This window comes from Butyrivibrio proteoclasticus P6B7 (genome assembly GCF_000622085.1).
Lineage (GTDB): Bacteria > Bacillota > Clostridia > Lachnospirales > Lachnospiraceae > Butyrivibrio > Butyrivibrio proteoclasticus_A.
The window spans coordinates 261,828-282,569 of the sequence record NZ_JHWL01000003.1 but is presented as its reverse complement, the minus strand read 5'-3'; the positions used below and the strand labels follow the sequence as shown (position 1 = coordinate 282,569).

General features: G+C 41.5%; 21 protein-coding genes. 3 read left to right on the top strand and 18 right to left on the bottom strand.

Annotation, left to right across the window (positions count from 1 at the left end; genetic code table 11):
* Positions 1-191 precede the first annotated feature (191 nt).
* The 11 genes from T541_RS22045 to tig form a co-directional block, all read right to left on the bottom strand.
* Positions 192-1,163 (bottom strand): GNAT family N-acetyltransferase, encoded by a 972-nt coding sequence (locus T541_RS22045; RefSeq protein WP_081779846.1) that lies wholly within the window; start codon positions 1,161-1,163, stop codon positions 192-194.
* Between the two features lie 23 nt (positions 1,164-1,186).
* Complete coding sequence (locus tag T541_RS0104465; RefSeq protein WP_026651550.1) at positions 1,187-1,765, bottom strand: hypothetical protein; 579 nt, start codon at positions 1,763-1,765, stop codon at positions 1,187-1,189.
* A 47-nt stretch (positions 1,766-1,812) separates the two neighbouring features.
* Positions 1,813-2,583: a GNAT family N-acetyltransferase gene (locus tag T541_RS20530; protein ID WP_051538088.1), complete on the bottom strand. Its 771-nt coding sequence runs from the start codon at positions 2,581-2,583 to the stop codon at positions 1,813-1,815.
* A 26-nt stretch (positions 2,584-2,609) separates the two neighbouring features.
* Positions 2,610-3,023, bottom strand: coding sequence for a GNAT family N-acetyltransferase (locus T541_RS0104455; protein WP_026651549.1), 414 nt, complete (start codon positions 3,021-3,023; stop codon positions 2,610-2,612).
* Positions 3,024-3,141: 118 nt separating this feature from the next.
* Positions 3,142-3,630: a GNAT family N-acetyltransferase gene (locus T541_RS0104450; protein ID WP_034465989.1), complete on the bottom strand. Its 489-nt coding sequence runs from the start codon at positions 3,628-3,630 to the stop codon at positions 3,142-3,144.
* Positions 3,631-3,651: 21 nt separating this feature from the next.
* Positions 3,652-4,122 (bottom strand): HIT family protein, encoded by a 471-nt coding sequence (locus T541_RS0104445; protein ID WP_026651547.1) that lies wholly within the window; start codon positions 4,120-4,122, stop codon positions 3,652-3,654.
* Between the two features lie 71 nt (positions 4,123-4,193).
* Entirely contained in the window at positions 4,194-4,730 is a 537-nt protein-coding gene (locus tag T541_RS0104440; RefSeq protein WP_026651546.1) for a hypothetical protein, read from the bottom strand.
* A 693-nt stretch (positions 4,731-5,423) separates the two neighbouring features.
* Positions 5,424-6,986, bottom strand: a complete 1,563-nt coding sequence (gene guaA, locus T541_RS0104435; protein WP_026651545.1) for a glutamine-hydrolyzing GMP synthase — start codon at positions 6,984-6,986, stop codon at positions 5,424-5,426.
* Between the two features lie 23 nt (positions 6,987-7,009).
* The gene (locus T541_RS0104430) at positions 7,010-8,323 is read right to left on the bottom strand and encodes an NlpC/P60 family protein (RefSeq protein WP_026651544.1); all 1,314 of its coding nucleotides are present in this window, start codon (positions 8,321-8,323) and stop codon (positions 7,010-7,012) included.
* A 55-nt stretch (positions 8,324-8,378) separates the two neighbouring features.
* The gene (gene asnS, locus T541_RS0104425; protein ID WP_026651543.1) at positions 8,379-9,770 is read right to left on the bottom strand and encodes an asparagine--tRNA ligase; all 1,392 of its coding nucleotides are present in this window, start codon (positions 9,768-9,770) and stop codon (positions 8,379-8,381) included.
* Between the two features lie 35 nt (positions 9,771-9,805).
* Entirely contained in the window at positions 9,806-11,011 is a 1,206-nt protein-coding gene (gene tig, locus T541_RS0104420) for a trigger factor (protein ID WP_026651541.1), read from the bottom strand.
* Between the two features lie 153 nt (positions 11,012-11,164).
* On the opposite strand from tig, the gene T541_RS0104415 reads away from it, so the two are divergent.
* On the top strand, positions 11,165-11,638 hold the full coding sequence (locus tag T541_RS0104415) for a hypothetical protein (protein ID WP_034465986.1): 474 nt from the start codon (positions 11,165-11,167) through the stop codon (positions 11,636-11,638).
* Between the two features lie 32 nt (positions 11,639-11,670).
* Here the strand turns inward: T541_RS0104415 and T541_RS0104410 are convergent, their stop codons facing one another.
* Positions 11,671-12,123, bottom strand: a complete 453-nt coding sequence (locus tag T541_RS0104410) for a DUF1934 domain-containing protein (RefSeq protein ID WP_026651539.1) — start codon at positions 12,121-12,123, stop codon at positions 11,671-11,673.
* 6 nt (positions 12,124-12,129) lie between these two features.
* On the bottom strand, positions 12,130-12,996 hold the full coding sequence (gene ispE, locus T541_RS0104405) for a 4-(cytidine 5'-diphospho)-2-C-methyl-D-erythritol kinase (protein WP_026651538.1): 867 nt from the start codon (positions 12,994-12,996) through the stop codon (positions 12,130-12,132).
* Positions 12,997-13,194: 198 nt separating this feature from the next.
* On the opposite strand from ispE, the gene T541_RS0104400 reads away from it, so the two are divergent.
* Positions 13,195-13,824 (top strand): hypothetical protein, encoded by a 630-nt coding sequence (locus T541_RS0104400; RefSeq protein ID WP_026651537.1) that lies wholly within the window; start codon positions 13,195-13,197, stop codon positions 13,822-13,824.
* Between the two features lie 89 nt (positions 13,825-13,913).
* On the opposite strand, the gene T541_RS0104395 is transcribed toward T541_RS0104400, so the two are convergent.
* From T541_RS0104395 to T541_RS0104385, 3 genes are read right to left on the bottom strand one after another with little or no spacing between them, the layout of a single operon-like run.
* Positions 13,914-14,813 (bottom strand): dihydroorotate dehydrogenase, encoded by a 900-nt coding sequence (locus T541_RS0104395; protein ID WP_026651536.1) that lies wholly within the window; start codon positions 14,811-14,813, stop codon positions 13,914-13,916.
* Between the two features lie 24 nt (positions 14,814-14,837).
* Positions 14,838-15,638, bottom strand: a complete 801-nt coding sequence (locus tag T541_RS0104390) for a dihydroorotate dehydrogenase electron transfer subunit (RefSeq protein WP_026651535.1) — start codon at positions 15,636-15,638, stop codon at positions 14,838-14,840.
* 15 nt (positions 15,639-15,653) lie between these two features.
* Positions 15,654-16,937 (bottom strand): dihydroorotase, encoded by a 1,284-nt coding sequence (locus T541_RS0104385; RefSeq protein WP_026651534.1) that lies wholly within the window; start codon positions 16,935-16,937, stop codon positions 15,654-15,656.
* Positions 16,938-17,088: 151 nt separating this feature from the next.
* Here T541_RS0104385 and T541_RS0104380 point away from each other — a divergent pair, with 151 nt between their 5' ends.
* Positions 17,089-17,814, top strand: coding sequence for a lysophospholipid acyltransferase family protein (locus T541_RS0104380; protein ID WP_026651533.1), 726 nt, complete (start codon positions 17,089-17,091; stop codon positions 17,812-17,814).
* Positions 17,815-17,865: 51 nt separating this feature from the next.
* On the opposite strand, the gene T541_RS0104375 is transcribed toward T541_RS0104380, so the two are convergent.
* Positions 17,866-19,071 (bottom strand): D-alanine--D-alanine ligase family protein, encoded by a 1,206-nt coding sequence (locus tag T541_RS0104375; protein ID WP_026651532.1) that lies wholly within the window; start codon positions 19,069-19,071, stop codon positions 17,866-17,868.
* A 24-nt stretch (positions 19,072-19,095) separates the two neighbouring features.
* A complete protein-coding gene (locus T541_RS0104370; protein ID WP_026651531.1) occupies positions 19,096-20,742 on the bottom strand; it encodes a Mur ligase family protein in 1,647 nt (548 codons plus the stop codon).

The following is a 20,742-nucleotide window of genomic DNA, read 5'->3' as shown; positions in this document are numbered from 1 at the left end:
TCTCATAATTCATGTATATATTCAATCTCCTCAAGTTTTCCTGTGGAATGATTTCTTTTTCCAGAAGGTGTAAATCCGTTTCTCAAATACAAACGCTCTGCACCATGATTGTTCTCCAAAATCCATAGGGTTGGCGTCAAACCAAGTTTCTGAATCTTTGATACGGCATACTCAAGCAATTGTGTTCTATATCATAATGCCATAACATATATCTGACATGGATTCCATTCATCCCATAGTGTTGGGAACACTTCGAACTCTTTAAAGCCTAGTGATTGATAAAACCTGTTTGTGGCATCATAATCCTCATACCTGCCCATCTGCACAGTTTTAACCTGCATGAATGTGTATCCACGCTGTCTTGCCACTTCCTTAGCCTGCTCAAATAGTTTTCTGCCTACGCCTTTTCTGTGGTAATCCTTGAGCACACCCATGACACAAAGTTCGACTGTTTCTTTTCCTGTCTCTTTAAGGCATAAGAATCCTACTGGCTTATCCAGATCATATGCTGCAAAAAGAGGCTGGTCTGCACTTTCTTTTATGTACTTCTCTCTGGATTCTTCTATGCCAAACCAATCAGGAAGGGCTTCAAGGATAGTGCGGACGATAGTCTGCTTTTCAGTTGCGTCGTGGACGTTGGTAAATCTTATGCTACCATGCTCATGCTTATTGTCGTTGCATTCATCTTCAAAATTGATATTAGAATCATTATCAAAGCGATATATAAGATTATAGCTGTCAGGAGCATCCTCATCGATGTAGCCTGTATCCACAAACCCTGCCTTTTCGTAGACATGGATTGCCTGAGCATCATCCATTTTAACGCAAACTTCTACATTGTCGTATTTGTGTTCATCTTTGAGCTCATTGAGAATTAGATCCAGCGCTTTAGATCCATATCCTTTTCCCTGGAAATCCTTATCGATCATAAACTGCTGAAGGTCGTAGCACGCTGGCTCCTCATCCATATCTTTTACCAGAGCAAGCCCTACAAGCTTATCATCCGCTACAATTCCGATTACCTTTGCGCGTGAAGTGCGATAAGCATATCCTCTTGCAATGATCCCAATGTTACTAGCAAGATAGTTCTTTTGACTCTCATCAACGGATAGTCTTGCAAACTCTATCCAGTTATCTTCGTTTATATCAATTAAGCTGACCATTTTTATCCCCTGTTTTTTATGAATCAATTCTCGTTAGCGCTCAATATGTCTGCAAAATTACCTTTTAAAAAGTGCCTGTAATCCGGATGATCCACTGCATTTTCGTATTCATGCAGAATTGTATTTCTAATCCATTCCTGCATCTTCTCAGATATTTCATTGTATCTTGTGATTGCGATAAGTCCTTTTTCTTCCGCCTCAAGAATAGCAGTATAGGCATCTGTGACAAACTCTACATTAGAAACTTTTACAGAAGTGCTACTCGATGCCGCATTGGGAATCATGATCTCAAATCCAGAATCAGTAATATTTTCAGCACTGTAAATATATCCTGAAACTCCCTTATACGTTTTTTCAAGCGCATTTGGATAATACTCATGAAGTTGTTGAATTCCATCCTTGTTAAACCCGTATGGTCCCCATTTCTTCCATATACCGCCATATGAAAAACCTGTTTCTTTACAGTATTTCTCGATTGCATTACTAAGATATACTAACGTGTTTTCTCTTTTGGTTGAAAAATAAACCAGCGGAATATGGTGGTCTGATTCTCTAGGTTCTAATTGTGTTATACCCCCAACTGGGGAAGCATGGTAATACATGGCACCTCCCAAAATCACGGTCGTTTCCCAATTATATACTCCACTATTTATCCTCCCATTGAGTTATCGTTCTCGATCTTGACAGCCTCGGTCTCTACCCATGCTGGCTTAAAGCCACTATTTATGGCGATTCTCTGCGAGTGAATGTTGGCAGTTGCTGTGCCGTAGAATGGAACGTCGCCCATATCAATTATCTTGTTCCTTAGAAGTGTCACAAGATATGAACCTATGCCCTTTGATCGATATTCAGGGAGCACATCAATTCCAATCTGCTGCCAGTGTGGCGCATCTTCTGAGCAACCCGCCATTCCCATTATGTTATCTCCGTCCAGGGCAATTACCGCGATTCTATCAGGGCGTACCGGACAAGGCGTAGGATAGGCAATTGCATTCGGAAAACGCTGGTCTCCATAGAATGAATTTATCTCGCTATCATAGAGCCACTTTACCTGAAAGCGCTCTTCATGACAGATTTCGCGGCATGGCAAAAACATATGATGGGTATGGTTCATCTGATAGCCATACTTTTTTACCTCTTCGTCAAGCTTAAGAAGATTGTCAAACTCTAATAACCGATGTGCATCTACATCTTTTACCAAATCCTGCAAAAACTCGTGAAGACACTCATCCGCCATTATGACAGTTCTTTCTCCAAGTGTTGCCATCTGCAGGAACGGTACTCCGGGGCTATAACTCCTTCTACCCTGGTTCAATGCTGACTTCGTGATAATTATCTTCTTTGTACGTATGTCTTCTGGGGCGCAGTTATAATCAATGGATATTTGCTCCAGCAGTCTGTCGTAATATTTTTTGAACATGGTTTTCCCCCGAGTTTAATGCGAATTTACAGTTCTTTTGTGTAGTAATATCTAGCTCCAGCATAAGGATATTCTCGTAGTGAAAACACTTCTTTGTACCCCAGCTTCTTATAAAACTCCGGTGCTTGGAATGAGAATGTATCTACAAAGGCATATTTGCAACCTCGCTTTATCGCCTCTTTTTCTGCGGCTGCGATTAGCTCTTTTCCCATACCATGACCTCGAAGCCCCTCTGCAACAAAGAGATAATGGATGCATAACCAGTTACCAAAAGTATCAGCTACAAGTCCGGCTTGTTTATTTCCATTTTCATCCTCATGATAAATCCCTAAAGGTACATCTTCTGACTTCTCACGTTTGCTAAGGTTGTACTCTTTGAGCATTTTGTAGATTTCTGCTATATCCGTTTCTTTTCCATCATTAGTAATGCGAAACTCCATGATATCTCCCGTTAATATTGTTTTTTACCTATCCTCTTTTAGCAATGCATAATAGCACGCATCTGTTTCTAATTCCTGCGTTCCAATATGATTCATTTTTAATTCCCCGTGCTATTCTTCATTCTTTGCGTAGTTCCATATAAGCATATACCGACGGATCTTCTCCCATGGCAATAACATGTTCAGGCATTTCTTTTTTTACAAAGCCTACTCTCTGATATAAAGCAATTGCTTTTGTATTATCCGGATGTGGATCCACCCACAGTGTTTCTGCTCCATTTTCAAATGCTTCCCTGATAGAGTTTTCAAGCGCCTTAGTTGCAATGCCGCGACCTCTAGCAAACTTTAACAACTTGATATCTAATGACGCACTGCGCGTAGCCTCATCTATTCGATACTGTGTTTCTCCACAATACTTACCATCCTCAAAGATAGAGTAATGATTTTGCTTAGGTTTTGAATTCAGAAATCTATCCAGCCATGTTTGAACAGCTTCTTCTGTTTCGTGTAATCCACCTGGCCAGATATATTTCATAACTTCTTCATCAGCCCAAAGGCTCTGTATATCTTTGATATCAGCATATGTTGATTCTTTTACAACTATCATTGTGTACCCCCATATGTTTCACTAATACGCCAATAGCTTGTCTAGTTCACAAAGAAGTTTTGCTTTCATATCCTCAAGTTCTTCTTTACTTGGCTTATTGTCATCTGAATACATCTTTTCACTTGGATAACACCAAGCAGGGCCTTTGCCATTGTTGCCATAATTCTCTATATCGCCGGCTCTTCTTGGAAACAAATGCCAGTGAATATGTGCACCGCCTTCACCATTTCCTAAGCATTCATAGTTCATCTTCTCTGCTCCGAAGGCGTTCTTGACTGCTTCCGCAACCAGTGTCATTTCGTATAAATGCTTCTCTCTTGTTTCTTTATCAAGATCAAACAGTTCAACAACATGGTCCTTATATAGAAAAAGAGTATATCCTCTAAAATGCTGATAATCCCCGATAACCACATAGCCAGTTTCAAGCTCTTTTACAAGAAATGGGTTCTTCCCGTCTTTGGTTTCTTTGATCCTTTCGCATACACCGCACATATAACTTCCCCTTCAACCGATTAATTATGTATAACGATCCAGCTCATTCTTTATTCCTGCGTAATACCAGTCTACATCAGGTATTGCTCTATTTTATTCTTAATTATATTAGAATTCAACGGCACTTGTGAAGACTCAAATGTTAGAATCATGTTATTTCCTGCATGATAGCCACTCTGTTCATAAAGCGAAATCTTTTTAATGTTCTTATCTGAAATAACAATTGGATTTATTAAGCATCTTCTTCCTTCATTGAACTGTTCGATCACGTTTTCGATAGGCTTGCTTCTTATCAAGCTTTCATAGGAACTTATAATACTCAATTCTTCCTTGGCAATAACCAATACTTTTTGATCGTAATCTCTTTGAGCAAGCTTAATCGCTGTTTTCATTTCACTTTTGGGAATATAAATACCATTGACATCTTGTGATTTTTTTCTCCAATAATACTGGAAGGAGTTTTTTCGTCTTAATACCCGTAGACCGCCTTTAGGTGCTACTAAGACCCCTTGTTCTAACTTTTTGATTATTCTCTCTAGCTCAATCTTATGTTCTTTAATTGCACTACAAACTGCTCGGCTTGTTTCTACTTCCTTACTATCTATCATCAATTCGCGTGGTTCTCCTTTTTCTTACTCATCTGATATTTATGTGTTTCTATTGATGCTCATTCTATGTTTCTATTGATGCTACTTCTAAACACTTCTGAACTAGTAATCATATTAGTTTGTATCTATTTGCATCTTTAATATGCATATATTCAGCTCATATGATTGTTTAAATACCTCTTTCTTTCGCAAAGTGCATATTAACTTGTCATATATAGTTTTTTCGTATGCTTTTACTCTATGATTCATTGATTTGCTTAATCATCCGACAACGATTATGCATATTAATACTTCTTAAAATAGTTCTTTAATATGCTTTTTCCATGAGAACAATCGATACACTGCCTCCACACAGATGTTTAAAGCATACTAACAGGGCTACAAATGTACACTTCATATGCCAAAACCAACTGCTTAGTCAGTACATGTCCAATCTCAATCGAAATAATAGGGTATTATAGCTATTCATGAACTAGATTAGCTATTTCAAAAGAATTCTTGAAAGAAATCTCTAGAATAATACGTGAAATACTATACACATGCTAATAGTATTTGTAAAGGGTCAAAAACAAAAGCCGCAGTAAATGCAATCTCGCATTTACTACGGCTCTATGTATTGTCATTTTATTGTCGCCACACTCCCGCGCACGTCCCAAAGCCCTGTAAATACTGGCTTTGCAGAAATGCTCGTTATCACTCCAGTTCCACAGTTCCTGGTGGCTTACTTGTCAGGTCATACATTACGCGGTTAACACCCTTAACCTCGTTGATTATGCGGCTCATGACTTTCTGAAGGACCTCGAAAGGAATCTCGGAAGATTCAGCTGTCATGAAGTCGATGGTCTCTACTGCGCGAAGGACTACGGCGTAATCATAGGTACGCTCATCGCCCATAACACCTACAGATCTCATGTTAGAAAGGGCTGCAAAGTACTGATCTGGAAGCTTAGTGATAATGCCTTCCTTGTGGGCCTGTGCAAGCTCTGTTCTATAAATGTAGTCTGCATCCTGAACGATTCGAACCTTCTCTGCAGATACCTCTCCGATAATACGGATCCCAAGGCCTGGACCAGGGAATGGCTGACGGAATACGAGATATTCTGGAAGTCCCAGCTCAAGTCCGGCCTTTCTTACTTCATCCTTAAACAGTGAACGAAGTGGCTCGATGATCTCCTTGAAATCAACATAATCAGGAAGTCCACCTACGTTGTGGTGAGACTTGATAACAACTGACTCGCCGCCAAGTCCTGACTCTACAACGTCTGGATAAATTGTTCCCTGAGCAAGGAAGTCAACTGTGCCAATCTTCTTGGCTTCTTCTTCAAATACTCTGATAAACTCTTCACCAATTATCTTACGCTTACGCTCAGGCTCTTCAACGCCCTTAAGCTTAGCATAGTATCTCTCAGCCGCATTGACGCGGATGAAGTTAATATCAAAATTACCGTTAGGACCAAATACGCCCTCAACCTCATCTCCCTCATTCTTACGAAGAAGACCATGGTCTACAAATACGCAGGTGAGCTGCTTACCAATAGCCTTAGCAAGGAGCGCTGCAAGAACAGATGAATCTACGCCGCCAGAAAGAGCAAGAAGCACCTTGCCATCTCCAACCTTTTCTCTGATCTCTTTAATAGTATTCTCAACAAAGGAATCCATTCTCCAGGTTCCGGCTGTCTCACAGATACCGCGAACGAAGTTATGAAGGATTTCCTTACCTTTAGCAGTATGAAGAACTTCTGGATGGAACTGAATTGCATAGAGCTTTTTATCTTCACAAGCAGCTGCAGCAACTGGGCAATCTGCTGTGTGAGCAATGATTTCAAATCCAGGTGCAACCTTGCTGATATAGTCGAAGTGACTCATCCACACGATGGTCTTATCCTCTACTCCTGCAAAAAGAGCTTCCTTTGAACCATCAATAAATGTCTCTGTCTTACCATACTCACGAACAGGAGCTTTCTCAACTTTACCGCCAAGAACATGCATCATGAGCTGAGCGCCATAACACAAACCAAGTACAGGAATACCAAGTTCAAAAAGTTCCTTGGTATAAGTAGGAGCGCCCTCTTCATAACATGAATTAGGACCACCTGTTAAGATGATTCCCTTTGGATTCATCTCCTTGATCTGATCAATTGGTGTGCGATAGGAGTAAATCTCACAATAAACGTTACATTCTCTGACGCGACGCGCAACCAGCTGATTGTACTGTCCGCCAAAGTCGATTACTATGACCTTTTCTTCTGCTGCCATTTAGTACTTCCTTTCATTTATGCTTATATGAACCTTCTAACACAGATAATAGATCTGTAGGTTGCTGGCGAATACTTAATTCCCGTCTTCTGGGTGCTGGCATGAACAATAGTACCATTTCCAATATAGATACCAACATGTCCACCATAATATATTACATCTCCAGGCTGGGCTTCTGAATAGGAAACCTCTCTGCCATAAGAACCCTGCGCCCAGGATGTTCTTGGAACAGATACTCCAAAGGCTTTATATACAGCCATTACAAAACCAGAGCAATCAGCTCCATCTGTAAGGCTCGTTCCACCTGGAACATATGGATTGCCTACAAATCTGCAGGCGTAATTAGCCACATTCTGGCCAGTCAGACTACCTGGAGCAGAAGTGTCCTTAGATCCGCTTCCCGAGGATCCGCCTGAGCTACTCTTTCCTCCAGAGGATCCACCAGAAGTTCCACTGGATGTCTCCGACTGATTTTGCTGCTGTTCCGCTGCCTTGGCTTCCTCAGTGGCCTTCTTGGCCTCATCCACTTCCTTCTGCTTCTGCTCTATTTGCTTCTGCAGGGAAGCAATGCTGGACTGCTGGCTCTTAACCTGGGCTGCATAAACAGCTGCATCCTGCTTAGCCTTTGCAAGCTTAACCTCGTAGTCGCTGTAAGTCGCCTTATATTCTTCAAGGAGTTCCTCCATATAAGCCTGTTCAAGCTCAAGCTCATATTCAGAGGTCTCCAGTTCTCCCTTTTCCTCTTCAAGCTGCTGACCATAAGCCTCCGCTGTCTCCTTGGCGCTTATAAACTCTGCAAGCTTCTGTCTGTCGTACTCGTAAAGCTCTTCAATGTACATTGCCTTATTGAGGGCATCTGAATAACTGGTGGCTGTAAGAAGAATCTGCACATAGGACATATTTCCCTTCTCATACATGAACTTAATACGTTCCACCATGGCAGCATACAGAGTCTCTTCCTCTAGCTTAGCCGCCTCGTATTCAGCATTGGTAACCTCTATCTCGGCTTCTTTGTTAGCTATATCTTCCTTAATCAGCTCGATATCTGCTAAAAGACCTACAAGTTCACTGTTAGTTGCATCAATGGCGTCCTTGGTCTCTCCCTGAGCCTCAGAAATATCATCAATCTGGCTATTGGTTTCGTCAAGCTTGTCCTGACTGTCCTGTTGTTGCTTCTCCAGATCCTTCTTTTGTTTCTCCAGCTCTTTTTCTTCTTCCTCGAGCTTCTTTTGATTTTCCTCTAAATCAGTACTGGTGGTAGCCCATACAGGGTCCACCACCAGTATACTCATTACAAGGGACATAGCTATAGCAACAAAGAAATTTCTTTTTTTCATACCTATCCCCCTTGTCTTAATCATTATTATTGATTGTTACACCATCATTATAGCGTTAAAGCTCACAGTTTCCAACTGTTCTTGGGAATGATTCTACATCTCTGATGTTACCCATACCTGTAAGGTACATTACACATCTCTCAAATCCGAGACCGAATCCTGCGTGACGAACGCTACCATATCTACGAAGATCAAGGTAGAACTGGTACTCGTCCTTCTTCATTCCAAGCTCATCCATACGCTGTTCGAGAAGTGCAAGGTCATCTTCTCTCTGGCTACCACCGATAATCTCTCCAATTCCTGGAACGAGACAGTCAGCAGCTGCAACAGTCTTTCCGTCTGGGTTAAGCTTCATATAGAAAGCTTTGATTTCCTTAGGATAATCTGTTACAAATACAGGCTTCTTGAAAATCTCCTCTGTAAGGTATCTCTCATGCTCTGTCTGAAGATCACAGCCCCATGAAACCTTGTAATCGAACTTGTCATTGTGCTTCTCTAAAAGCTCAATAGCTTCTGTGTATGTGATACGTCCAAACTCGTTGTTAACAACGTTGTGAAGTCTGTCGATAAGACCCTTGTCGATGAACTCGTTGAAGAATGCCATCTCCTCTGGGCAGTGCTCTAATACGTAGTTGATAACATACTTAAGCATTGCTTCTGCTGTATCACAGTCGTCCTTAAGATCTGCGAAGCACATCTCAGGCTCGATCATCCAGAACTCAGCTGCATGTCTTGTAGTGTTAGAGTTCTCAGCTCTGAATGTAGGTCCAAATGTGTAAACATTCTTAAATGCGAAAGCATAAGTCTCAACGTTGAGCTGTCCACTAACTGTAAGGTTAACTGGCTTACCAAAGAAATCCTTGGAGAAGTCAACTGTTCCCTCTTCAGTCTTAGGAACGTTGTTAAGATCAAGTGTTGTAACCTGGAACATTTCTCCAGCACCCTCACAGTCACTTCCTGTGATAAGTGGTGTGTGAACATATACGAAATCTCTCTCCTGGAAGAAAGAGTGAATAGCATAAGCTGCTACTGAACGAACTCTGAATACAGCCTCGAAGGTGTTAGTTCTAGCACGAAGATGTGGAAGAGTTCTAAGATACTCAAGTGAGTGACGCTTAGGCTGAAGTGGATAATCTGGAGTTGAAGCTCCCTCAATCTCTACTGTCTTAGCCTGCATCTCGAAAGGCTGCTTAGCATCTGGTGTTGCAACGATCTGACCAGTTACAATAACAGCAGCACCAACATTTAGCTTACTGATGCTTGCGAAGTTAGCAAGCTCATCTGAATATACTACCTGAAGAGGTTTGAAATAAGTACCATCATTCAACATAATAAATCCGATTGTCTTGGAATCGCGAATGTTTCTGATCCAACCTCCAACAGTCACTTCCTGACCAACATATTTATCCTGTTCTTGAAATAATGCTCTGATATCTGTTAATTCCATATCTCAATCCCCTTTTACTTAATTATTTCTTATTATCAGCCTTCTGTAGCAGGTTCTACTACGTTAGCATTCTCTACAAGGAAGTCCATAACCTTCTGAGCCATAAGACCCTCTTTGTACATCTCACGGTCTGTAATTGTTGCGCTGAACTCTTCAAAAGAGCTATAAGCTGTTGTTCCAGCATTGTCATAGCTCTCTTTAAGGTATGCATCTACATCCTCATCAGTTACAACAATTCCCTCTGCATCTGCGATAGCCTGGAATAATACGTACTGATTAACGATCTCTGTAGTAGCACTCTTTAAATAATCATCAGGTGTTCCTGTGTAGCCTTCATTGTTCATCATCTGATAAACGATATCGCTTGTAGAAATAGGTGTTCCCTGATACTGAGACCACATGCTTGCATAATACTCTAAGCTGTCGTTCTGCTCTACAAGGTATCTATTAAGAAGCTTCTCTGGAACTGGTGTGAAAATAGCGTTTGCTGTAACAGTATCTACAACCATAGTCTCAAGCTGTGATCTGTAGTTGCTCTCTGCATCCTCTGTAAGAGAATTTCTAAGGTAGTCCTTAAGTCCATCGATTGTAGTAACACCCTCGATACCAAAAGAAGCTGCCCACTCATCTGTAGGATCACAGCTCTCTGTGATGCTCTGAACAGTTACAGTAAAGATAACATCCTTACCAGCAAGGTCTGTTGCCTGGTAATCAGCTGGGAATGTAAGGTTAAGATCAACTGTCTCTCCAGCATTAACACCAACAAGTCCACTCTCAAATCCATCTATATAGCTTCCTGATCCAATTGTAAGTGAAGCGCCTGTAGCAGTACCGCCCTCAAAGGCTTCCTGTGTATCAGCATACTTACCAACATAATCAATGATAACTGTGTCACCTTCCTGAACAGGTCTGCCAGTAACATCCTGTGTAGGTGCATTATAGCTAAGTAAATTCTGGAACTCACTCTCCACCTGCTCATCTGTTACAACAGGCTGTGCAAGCTCAATTGTGATTCCCTTGTACTCTCCAAGAGTAACGTAATCTGATGCTGTAATCTCGCTAAGTGTCATTGTCTCAAGATTAGCAAAATCAATTGTAAGTCCGGAAACAGTCTCTGTGCTTGCAGATGCTGTAGCGGCACTTTCATTAGTATTAGAATCAAGCGGACTCTTAAGTGAACATCCAGTCATAGACGCGCATGCCACTGCGCTCATCAGGACCAAAAAAAGCTTTTTCTTCATAGTAACTCTCCTAATTAATAAACATTACAAAACAATATTTCTTATACTACCACACCTTATCATCTTATTAAAGTATTTTATTTGCTTAACTAAACAAAGAATGATACAATATCATTTGTTTTACACAATGTATTTTTATTTGGAGGTCTCATTTTGAAAGTTGGATTGATTATCTTAATAGTCGTAATTGTGCTTCTTACAGCGGCTATTATTGCTATCACTATTTGGGGTAAAAAGAAGCAGAAGCAGATGGACGAACAGCAGGCTCAGCTTGATGCTATGAAGCAGACAATGAGTATGCTCATCATTGATAAAAAGAAAATGAAATTACGCGACGCAGGTCTTCCACAGGCAGTTCTTGATCAGACACCTAAGTATCTTCGTGGAACTAAGCTTCCAATCCTTAAGGTTCGTGTAGGCGCTCGTGTTACTAACCTTATCTGTGATGATAAGATTTTTGATATGGTTCCTGTTAAGAAGGAAGTTAAGGCAACTGTCAGCGGTATCTATGTTACTAAGGTAGAGGGTCTTCACGGTAAGATCCAGGCTCCTGAAGCTAAGAAGGGATTCTTCAAGAACCTCGTTTCAAAGGCTCAGGAAAAGGCTGGCGCCAAGATGATTAAGTAATTTCCATATTAAGACAAAACAAAGCGAAGACATTAATATGTCTTCGCTTCTTTTATTTCTATCATTATCTGAGATTCTGACAAGGCCTGACCATCAAGCTCTAAGATATAGTCAGCACTGATCTCAATCAAATCCTCATCATCACTTTTTTTATATTCAAAAGAACTGGTCTTTACCTTCATCTGAAGTGAACCGTATGGAGTATTGTACTCTGTATTGCACTCCATCTTTTCACCAAAGGAAAGTCTGGACTTATTGTCTCCGCCTCGTACCAGATCCATGCTCCTTTCATCCGATGCAATCAGGAGCTTATTGTGGACCTTAATGCTCTCTCCATCTGTTTCCTGGCTCTCAACATAATCCACAACCCTGATTCCGTCATCTTTTACCTCCATAAGACCTCTGGAGGTTGTTATTATCTTTTCAGGCTCTTCACCCTGTCTGTGGTGAACTCCTGTAACATTTACACTGACGTTTTTCTTCATATTACCTCATTCGCCTGGAGTTATTGGTGCTGATAAAAAGACCTCTTTAGTAATACCACTGTTAACAACGGCCTCGTATCCTTCTTTAGCCTTTTTCTCATCATCGTAGATACCAAAGACTGTTGGTCCGCTGCCTGTCATAAAAGCTCTGATAGCACCGTTCTCCTCCATTATTGACTCAAGCTTTCCAATTTCTTCATATCTTGGAGCAGTTACTCTCTCAAGAACGTTGTCTATCTTATCACACATGTCGTAGAGATTACCATCTTCGATAGCTCTTTTTACACCATCTATATCTGGGTGGTTCTCTATGTCCTTGCTGTCCAGCTCCTTGTAGACCCAGCCAGTTGAAACGTCAATTGGAGGCTTGGCAATAAGAATATGGCAGGAAGGCATTTCTTTAATAGAAGTGAGCTCTTCGCCAATTCCCTCAGCCAGCATTGTTCCGCCAATGATACAGTATGGAATGTCTGCGCCAAGCTTAACTGCCAGTTCACACATGTCCTTTGTAGTGAGATTTAAGCCCCAAAGCTCGTTAAGAGCCTTGTAAGCTGCTGCTCCGTCTGTACTTCCGCCTGCCATTCCGGCTGCCACGGGGATTCTCTTTTCAAGAGTAATGTCTACGCCCTTAGTTACGCCATATTTCTCAGCAAGCTGTCTTGCAACCTTGCAGATAAGGTTGGAATCATCTGTAGGAATGCTTGGGCTTGAAGCCTTAAGTGTTATTTCACCGGTATCATTAGCCTCAAAGGTCAGTGTATCGTAGAGATCAACGTTCTGCATGATCATCTTTACAATGTGGTAGCCGTCTTCTCTTTTCCCTGTTACATCAAGACCAAGGTTTATTTTTGCATAAGCTCTTTTTTCTATCATTTAATCGCTCCATTTTCGAGTTTTTTGATTATTCTCATTCTATGTTCTCACATAAAAGAAAAAAAGTAAAAAATCTATAAATTTTTGTTTTCTGCTATAAAGTTTTTTTAATTAGTGACGATACGAAGATTAGGTAAACTATAGTTTTCGTTTCAGCGCGGTAAATGTAGCTAACCTGTCGCGGAAAAGGAGTTCTATATGGGCGTAAACGGAGTTACCGAGGTTACTAACAACATCGCAACCACCTATGCTTCGAGTGTGAATCCCTCCTCAGTAGAGGAGAAGAAAAAAGACTCTGAAGTATCGGCGAAAGCGGAAGCTGCTGCCGTTTTTGAGAAATCTGATGACAGTCAGAAGACAGCCACTGTTTCTCAAAAAGAAGCTGACAGAACCAAAATCATTAATCAGTTAAAGGCTGATGATGCACTCCGCCAGAAACAACTTTTGGACATAGTCCATAAGATGATGGGCAAGCAGGCCAATGCCTACGGCATCGCTAACACTGATAATGACGATGATTCTATCTGGAAATTCCTTGCAAAAGGCGATTTCACTGTAGATGCAGCTACCAAAGCTCAGGCACAGGAAGACATTGCAGAGGACGGCTACTGGGGCGTTAAACAGACCTCAGAAAGAATTCTGGACTTTGCAAAGGCCCTTGCAGGAGACGATCCGGAGAAGCTTGAGAATATGCGTGAAGCCTTCAAGAAGGGTTATGATCAGGCTCAGAAGACCTGGGGCGGAGAGCTCCCAGAGATTTCTAAGCAAACCTATGACGCAGTCATGAAGGGCTTTGATGAGCTTACCGGAAAGACACAAACTGAATAATTAGTTGCTAGTAATCAAAAAGGAAGAGAGCCAATTCTCTTCCTTTTTTGCATGTAAATGCCAGAATATGCTGTTAATGTCAGATATTATTACACAATTCCTCTGATATCATTGATCTCTTCTACGCCGTATTTGGTCATGTACTCTTCAATGCCCTCAACCACCTTAACTGTGGTATAAGGATCATGGAAGTTCATAGCTCCCACAGCAACTGCTGTAGCACCTGCCATAATGAACTCAATGGCATCCACAGCATTCTGAATACCGCCCATTCCAATAACAGGAATATTGACTGCATGGGAAGCTTCATAAACCATTCTCACAGCAACAGGCTTAATGGCTGGGCCTGACATTCCGCCGGTCTTGTTGGCAAGGGCAAACTGTCTTTTATAAATATCAATCTTCATACCGGTAATGGTATTGATAAGTGAGATCGCATCTGCTCCAGCGGCCTCTGCTGCCTTAGCCATCTCAGAAATGCTGGTAACATTTGGGCTGAGCTTCATGATGATAGGCTGCTTAGCCTTTGCCTTGATCTTGGAAGTAATATCATAGAGCGCATCCTTATTCTGACCAAAGGCAATTGCTCCCTCTTTAACATTAGGACAGGATACGTTAATCTCCAGCATATCCACCTTCTCATCTGAGAGTCTTTCCACAACCTCAAGGTAATCTTCTACACTTTTTCCACAGACATTAACAATAACCTTTGTGTCATAATCTGCTAAAAAAGCTAAATCTCTTTCTACAAACACCTCAACGCCAGGGTTCTGAAGTCCAATGGCGTTAAGCATTCCTCCATAAACCTCTGTAACACGTGGCACAGGATTTCCTGGCCATGGCACATTAGCAACGCCCTTTGTAACAACTGCGCCAAGTCTGTTAAGATCAACAAAATCTGAGTATTCCATTCCTGAACCAAAGGTTCCTGAAGCTGTCATAACCGGGTTCTTAAAGGTAACTCCTGCAATAGTAACTTCTGTATTCATGCCCTTTTCTCCTTTTCTAAATCCTTACATATCAAGATCGTCTGCATCAAATACAGGTCCATCTGTACAAATTCGTGCATTGTGTACCTTGGAATGATGATCTATCTCTTTGGTCTTGGTGATACAGCCAAGGCAGGCTCCAACGCCGCAGGCCATTCTCTCCTCCAGAGAAAGATAAGCCTTAGCTCCAATCTCTTCTGCATAAGCCTTGATTCCTCTAAGCATAGGCATTGGTCCGCAGGCAAATATCACATCGCATTTAACCTGGTCCTGTCTCATGGCATCTATAACGTTACCCTTAACTCCTGCGCTGCCATCCTCAGTTGCCATGTGCATCTGGGCATACTCCTTGAATTCATCAAAAAGAAATCCATCGCTATTCCTATAGCCCATGACTCCGCTAACGCTGTCTGGCTTGTTATCGCCTGTTTCCATGGATAATCTCTTGGCTGTTTCAAGAAGTGGTGGCACACCTATTCCTCCGCCGATAACAACCACATTCTTACCTGCTGCCTTCTCAATCGGAAATCCGTTACCCAAAGGTCCCAGAATCATAATGAAATCACCCGGCTCATAAAGAGCGAACTCTGCAGTTCCGCTTCCTACCACTCTGTATACCAGTCTTATGGCAGATCTTTCCTTATCCACCTCGCAGATACTGATAGGTCTTGGTAAAAGAGTTGACTTATTAACCGGGTACACCCCTACAAACTGTCCGGGCTTAACATCCCCTGCAATTGTTGTTTCAAGCCACATGTCAAATATTCCTTCAGCGATCTGCCTCTGGCTTAAAACCTTTGCTGCTTTTTTCACTTTGTGAGCCATTCGATTTCTCCTTAATCATTTATCTTGATAAACTATTTTGCTCTGGCAAATAGTTGCATATATCTTACCTGGAAAACGCTGTCCAAGGAACGGCGTGTTAGTGGATTTAGAGTAGCTGTTTACAAAATCCCATTCCCCATTTTCATCAAATACCACAAGGTCAGCGCTGCCTCCCTCTTTAATGCGTCCTGCATCAAGTCCATAAACTGAAGCTGGTCCAATAGTCATAGCCTTTATGAGCTGCTCTAGTGTAAGGTGTCCTGGTTTAACAAGCTCCCTTATTCCAAGCGCAAGCGATGTCTCAAGGCCTGTGATTCCACTTGGTGCGTCCTTGATGCCCTTAGCCTTTTCTTCCTTGGAATGAGGCGCATGATCTGTAGCGATCATCTCAATTGTTCCATCCTTAAGTCCCTCAATAATGGCCATTCTGTCACTTTCAAGTCGAAGCGGTGGATTCATCTTGGCAAGAGCGCCGTATCTTAAAACATCCTTTTCTGTAAGGGTGAAATGGTGAGGTGTGGCCTCAGCGTGGACCTTAACTCCCCTTTTCCTAGCCTGTCTTATAAGTTCTACAGACTCCGCTGCACTTATATGCTGAACTACAATGCTGGCTCCGGTCTTTTCTGCAATGTCGATATCTCTTTTAACCATTGATATCTCTGCTTCCCTTGGAGATCCTTCAAGTCCAAGTCTCTCTGCCACTTCGCCTGCGTTGATTCCGTTGTCCTTGATGAACTCTGGATTCTCTTCGTGAAGGCTTATCACCTTATTTCTTTTGGCTGCCTCCACGCAAGCCCTTTCCATCAGGTCCGCATCTGTTATAGGCTTTCCATCATCTGTAAAAAGAACTGCTCCAGCCCCTATAAGTTCATCCATGTCGCACAGAATCTGGCCCTTCATATCCTTAGTCACGTTACCACAGGCGTAGACTCTTATTCCTGTCTCTTTTCCCTTGGCTATAACATCCTTGATGGTTGCAGCGTTGTCCATATGGGGCTCTGTGTTACCCATCATGACAACAGTGGTAAATCCGCCTCTTGCTGCGGCCTTTGCGCCTGTTTCTATATCTTCTTTGTAAGTAAAACCAGGATCTCTAAAATGAACGTGGCAATCCACGAGACCAGGAGCAACGAATTTGCCCTCTGCATCTATGATTTCGTCAAAAGAACTATCATCTTCCCTATCAGAAGAGTCTGAAGGAATAATCTTCTCAATAAGGCTTTCCCCTATGATAAGGTCATATTTCTGATCGTTAGCTGTTTCAGGATCAATGATCCTGGCATTTTTAATTAGCAGCATCGCTCCTCCATCCGAAAATAGATTTATTTTCCTTTATATTTTTATCATTCTTTATTGCCTGTGTAAACGATGTATGTGAAATGCCTATTCCAATTTCATGATAACCATGAGAAAATAGATGGGTAAAATCAAATGAAAAGAGGCAATTACAATGATACGTACAATACTCGCATTTTTATTTGTTGCGATTTTCCTTATTCTCAGCCTTCCAATTCAACTTGTTCTTCTCATAATTGGAAAGTTTAATCCAATGATCAAAAAGAGAGCATCCCTTGCGATTGTGGGCTGGGCATTTAATGTTGTTTCCTTTATCAGTGGTGTTAAGCGCACCGTTATCGGAGAAGAGAATGTTCCAAAGGATACAGCAGTTCTCTATGTTGGTAACCACAGAAGTATTTTTGATATTGTTCTTTGCTACCCAAGAGTTCCAAATCCTACAGGATTTATTGCCAAGAAAGAGGTTCTTAAGGTTCCTCTTCTCAATATTTGGATGATCTACCTTGACTGTCTGTTCCTTGACAGAAAGGACCTTCGTAAGGGAATGGAGATGATCCTCACCGCTATTGATAAGGTTAAAAACGGCATTTCAATCTTTATCTATCCTGAAGGCACCAGAAACAAGACTGATGAGCCTCTTGGCGAGTTCCACAAGGGAAGCTTTAAGATAGCCCAGAAGGCTGGATGTCCTATCGTTCCAGTAGTTGTTAACCACTCAAGAGATATTCTTGAAGCGCATTTCCCTTCAATCAAGTCTGCTCATGTTACTATTGAGTACTGTAAGCCAATTTACTTAAACGAGCTTTCCAAAGAAGATCAGAAGAACATCGATCAGTATGTTAAGAAGATCATGGAAGAGGTTTATGTAAGAAACGATTAAAAATAAAGTCGAAGATCATTGGATATTTCCAATAATCTTCGACTTTTCTTTTTACATTTTGCTTCCCTTGGTGCCTCCACCAAGCTTAACTCCCTCTAAAACGTTAGTCTCGAAGGAATATACAACCTTGTGATTCTCTCTGTCAGCCTTAAGTGCAAGCTGGATCATGTTATCGAGAAGGTGCTCATATTTCATTCCAAGTGGTTCCCAGAGATAGAAAGAAAGGGATCCTGGAATAGTGTTGATCTCGTTAAGATAGATCTTTCTTGTCTTAGTATCCATCATGAAGTCAATTCTTGATACTCCTGAGCAACCAAGGCAGATAAATGCGTCAACAGCCATCTTTCTAACCTGGTCTCTCTCTTCGCTCGTGATATCAGCTGGGATCTTTCTCTTAAGAGAAGCCATTCCCTTGCTTCCGCCAGTCTTAGCGCCCTTGGCACTTCCCTTGGCACCACCAATATATTTATCCTCAAATGAAAGGATCTCATCTGAGTTAACAGGCTCTTCGCACTCTGAAGCCTCTGCTGACTCGTAATCACCAAGAACTGAACAGTTGATCTCTTTAAGATCTGTGATAGCGGGCTCAACAAGAATCTTCTTAGAGAATTCAAAGCCAAGATCAAGGGCTTCGTAAAGACCCTCTCTGTTATTAGCCTTCTTGATACCGATACTTGATCCAAGGTTAAGAGGCTTGATGATAACTGGATACTCAAACTCTTTTTCAATCTTGGCAACGAGGGCTTCTACGTCCTCATAGTCCTTCCAGGTATAGCACTTACAATCAAGAACAGGAATTCCGTTGTCCTTAAGAACAGTCTTCATAACATACTTGTTCATTCCTACAGCTGATGAAAGAACGTCACAGCCTACTACAGGAAGTCCAAGTGTAGCAAGGAAGCCCTGAAGTGTTCCATCCTCTACGTTAGTTCCATGAACGATAGGGAATGCAACATCAACCTCTGTGATCACGTTGTTTCCGAACATCTTCTTGTTAAATCTCTGAAGAGTTACTCTGTCGCCATCCTTAACCCAGATAACCTGTGTGCTCTTCTTGATAAGCTCTGGAATATGAGTGTACTCCTCGATCTCATCAATGCTCTCTCCAACGTAGAAATCGTTATTCTTAGTGATATAAACAGGAATAACCTCGTATTTGTCAGTATTGATGCTTCTAATTGCCTGAATCGCTGAGATAATTGAAATCTCATGCTCTGTACTCTTTCCGCCAAATAAAACTGCGACTCTTAACTTCATAATATGCCTTCTTTCACTTAATCATTATTTATAATTATCAGGAAGATCGTTCTCAAGGAGAATTACCTTTTCTCTTCCAGCATCTATCTCATACATCAAAGCTGTGGCTTCATTGAGGGTGCTCTTAACGAATACCTTCTCAGGATCAAAGCCAGCTTCCAGAACTCCCTTCTTGATTGAAGGACTGTTCTTTTCACCAACAAGGATAATGTAATCACAGACAGCTGCTGCCTGCCTACCAAATTCCTCATTCAGCTCATTCTCTTTTTCACCAAGTTCAACCATTCCTGGTGTCACAAGTATTTTAACCTCATTTTCAAAAAGTGCAAGGGTCTCAAGGGCAACCTTGGCACCATTTGGGTTAGAGTTATAGGCATCATCAAGGATAGATACATTGCCGTGTTTAACCAGCTCAAGTCTGTGTGGAACGCTCTGAAGTCTTCTAACTGCCATCTTAAGCTTGTTAAGAGGAACGCCAAAGCTATTGGCTACTGCAATGGCACCAACAATGTTCTCAACGTTGTGCTTACCAACAAGTCTTGTGCTGAACTCTTCGCTCTCGCCATTTGGCGCTGTAACTGTAAATGTAGTTCCGCCGCCGGAAACCTTGATATCAGTTGCGCGATAGTCACATCCCTCTACTGTACCGTAGGTGATGGCATCCTTATATTTCATGTTGTCTCTGATGATCTCGTTATCACCATTTACAAACTTGAGGTTCTGGCCATCCACCTTGCCATTTGTCTTCTGTTTCTCATCAACTGCATCAAGAAGCTCGTACTTGGTGCTGATGATATTCTCAAGACTGTGGAAAGTCTCTAAATGCTGATAACCAATAGAAGTTACAATTCCGTCATCAGGGTGAACAATATCTGTGATTTCTTTTATATCATGAAGGTGTCTTGCACCCATTTCGCAAACAAAGATCTGGTGAGTAGGCTTTAAATGCTCTCTAATGGTCCTTACGATTCCCATCGGAGTGTTGTAGCTCTCTGGAGTCATAAGAACGCTGTACTTCTCAGCAAGAAGTGTGGTCAGATAGTACTTAACGCTGGTCTTACCGTAGCTACCTGTAACTCCAAGGATTCTAAGTCCGGGATGTTCTCTAAGCATTCTCTTAGCATCATTGATGTACCAGTTACTGATTGATTTCTCAATTGGCTTGTTAATAAGATTAGCAAGAGCTGGCACAAGTGGCAAAAGACCTATGAAACCCAACACTCCAAAAGCTGTAAATAGCAAAGCATTTGCAGATCTCATATCTGTTTCGTCATGGGTAGCTCCCAAAGACGCCAACTTAGGAATAACATAAAGAAGCGCAAGAAGAACAGCATAGGTAACAAAAAGTCTCTTAACTCTTGCTGTTATCACAAATTTCTTCTTAGCCTTTTTAGGAAGATATGAGGCCCAAAGAGCTATGAATATAATTATGGCCCCAAACATAGCAATAAGCGCAGTTCCCCTATTAAATATATCCCATGAAAATGTCAGTATTACGCACACAATAAAGGCTAAATGCGCTATAGTCCTGACAGCATCGGTTCTAAGATGCCTAAAATATCCTTGAAACTGATAGCTTGAAAGCTGAAGCATATGAGTATGATAGCGAAGTCCAAGAACAATAAAAGACAGAACTAAAATAAATAGAACAAATGAAAGTACATAATACAT

Excerpts from the sequence above, each read along its gene's own strand:
- T541_RS22045 (WP_081779846.1), bottom strand. The coding sequence starts at position 1,163 with ATGGTCAGCTTAATTGATATAAACGAAGATAACTGGATAGAGTTTGCA.
- T541_RS0104465 (WP_026651550.1), bottom strand. The coding sequence starts at position 1,765 with ATGTATTACCATGCTTCCCCAGTTGGGGGTATAACACAATTAGAACCT.
- T541_RS20530 (WP_051538088.1), bottom strand. The coding sequence starts at position 2,583 with ATGTTCAAAAAATATTACGACAGACTGCTGGAGCAAATATCCATTGAT.
- T541_RS0104455 (WP_026651549.1), bottom strand. The coding sequence starts at position 3,023 with ATGGAGTTTCGCATTACTAATGATGGAAAAGAAACGGATATAGCAGAA.
- T541_RS0104450 (WP_034465989.1), bottom strand. The coding sequence starts at position 3,630 with ATGATAGTTGTAAAAGAATCAACATATGCTGATATCAAAGATATACAG.
- T541_RS0104445 (WP_026651547.1), bottom strand. The coding sequence starts at position 4,122 with ATGTGCGGTGTATGCGAAAGGATCAAAGAAACCAAAGACGGGAAGAAC.
- T541_RS0104440 (WP_026651546.1), bottom strand. The coding sequence starts at position 4,730 with ATGATAGATAGTAAGGAAGTAGAAACAAGCCGAGCAGTTTGTAGTGCA.
- guaA (WP_026651545.1), bottom strand. The coding sequence starts at position 6,986 with ATGGCAGCAGAAGAAAAGGTCATAGTAATCGACTTTGGCGGACAGTAC.
- T541_RS0104430 (WP_026651544.1), bottom strand. The coding sequence starts at position 8,323 with ATGAAAAAAAGAAATTTCTTTGTTGCTATAGCTATGTCCCTTGTAATG.
- asnS (WP_026651543.1), bottom strand. The coding sequence starts at position 9,770 with ATGGAATTAACAGATATCAGAGCATTATTTCAAGAACAGGATAAATAT.
- tig (WP_026651541.1), bottom strand. The coding sequence starts at position 11,011 with ATGAAGAAAAAGCTTTTTTTGGTCCTGATGAGCGCAGTGGCATGCGCG.
- T541_RS0104410 (WP_026651539.1), bottom strand. The coding sequence starts at position 12,123 with ATGAAGAAAAACGTCAGTGTAAATGTTACAGGAGTTCACCACAGACAG.
- ispE (WP_026651538.1), bottom strand. The coding sequence starts at position 12,996 with ATGATAGAAAAAAGAGCTTATGCAAAAATAAACCTTGGTCTTGATGTA.
- T541_RS0104400 (WP_026651537.1), top strand. The coding sequence starts at position 13,195 with ATGGGCGTAAACGGAGTTACCGAGGTTACTAACAACATCGCAACCACC.
- T541_RS0104395 (WP_026651536.1), bottom strand. The coding sequence starts at position 14,813 with ATGAATACAGAAGTTACTATTGCAGGAGTTACCTTTAAGAACCCGGTT.
- T541_RS0104390 (WP_026651535.1), bottom strand. The coding sequence starts at position 15,638 with ATGGCTCACAAAGTGAAAAAAGCAGCAAAGGTTTTAAGCCAGAGGCAG.
- T541_RS0104385 (WP_026651534.1), bottom strand. The coding sequence starts at position 16,937 with ATGCTGCTAATTAAAAATGCCAGGATCATTGATCCTGAAACAGCTAAC.
- T541_RS0104380 (WP_026651533.1), top strand. The coding sequence starts at position 17,089 with ATGATACGTACAATACTCGCATTTTTATTTGTTGCGATTTTCCTTATT.
- T541_RS0104375 (WP_026651532.1), bottom strand. The coding sequence starts at position 19,071 with ATGAAGTTAAGAGTCGCAGTTTTATTTGGCGGAAAGAGTACAGAGCAT.
- T541_RS0104370 (WP_026651531.1), bottom strand. The coding sequence starts at position 20,742 with ATGTATTATGTACTTTCATTTGTTCTATTTATTTTAGTTCTGTCTTTT.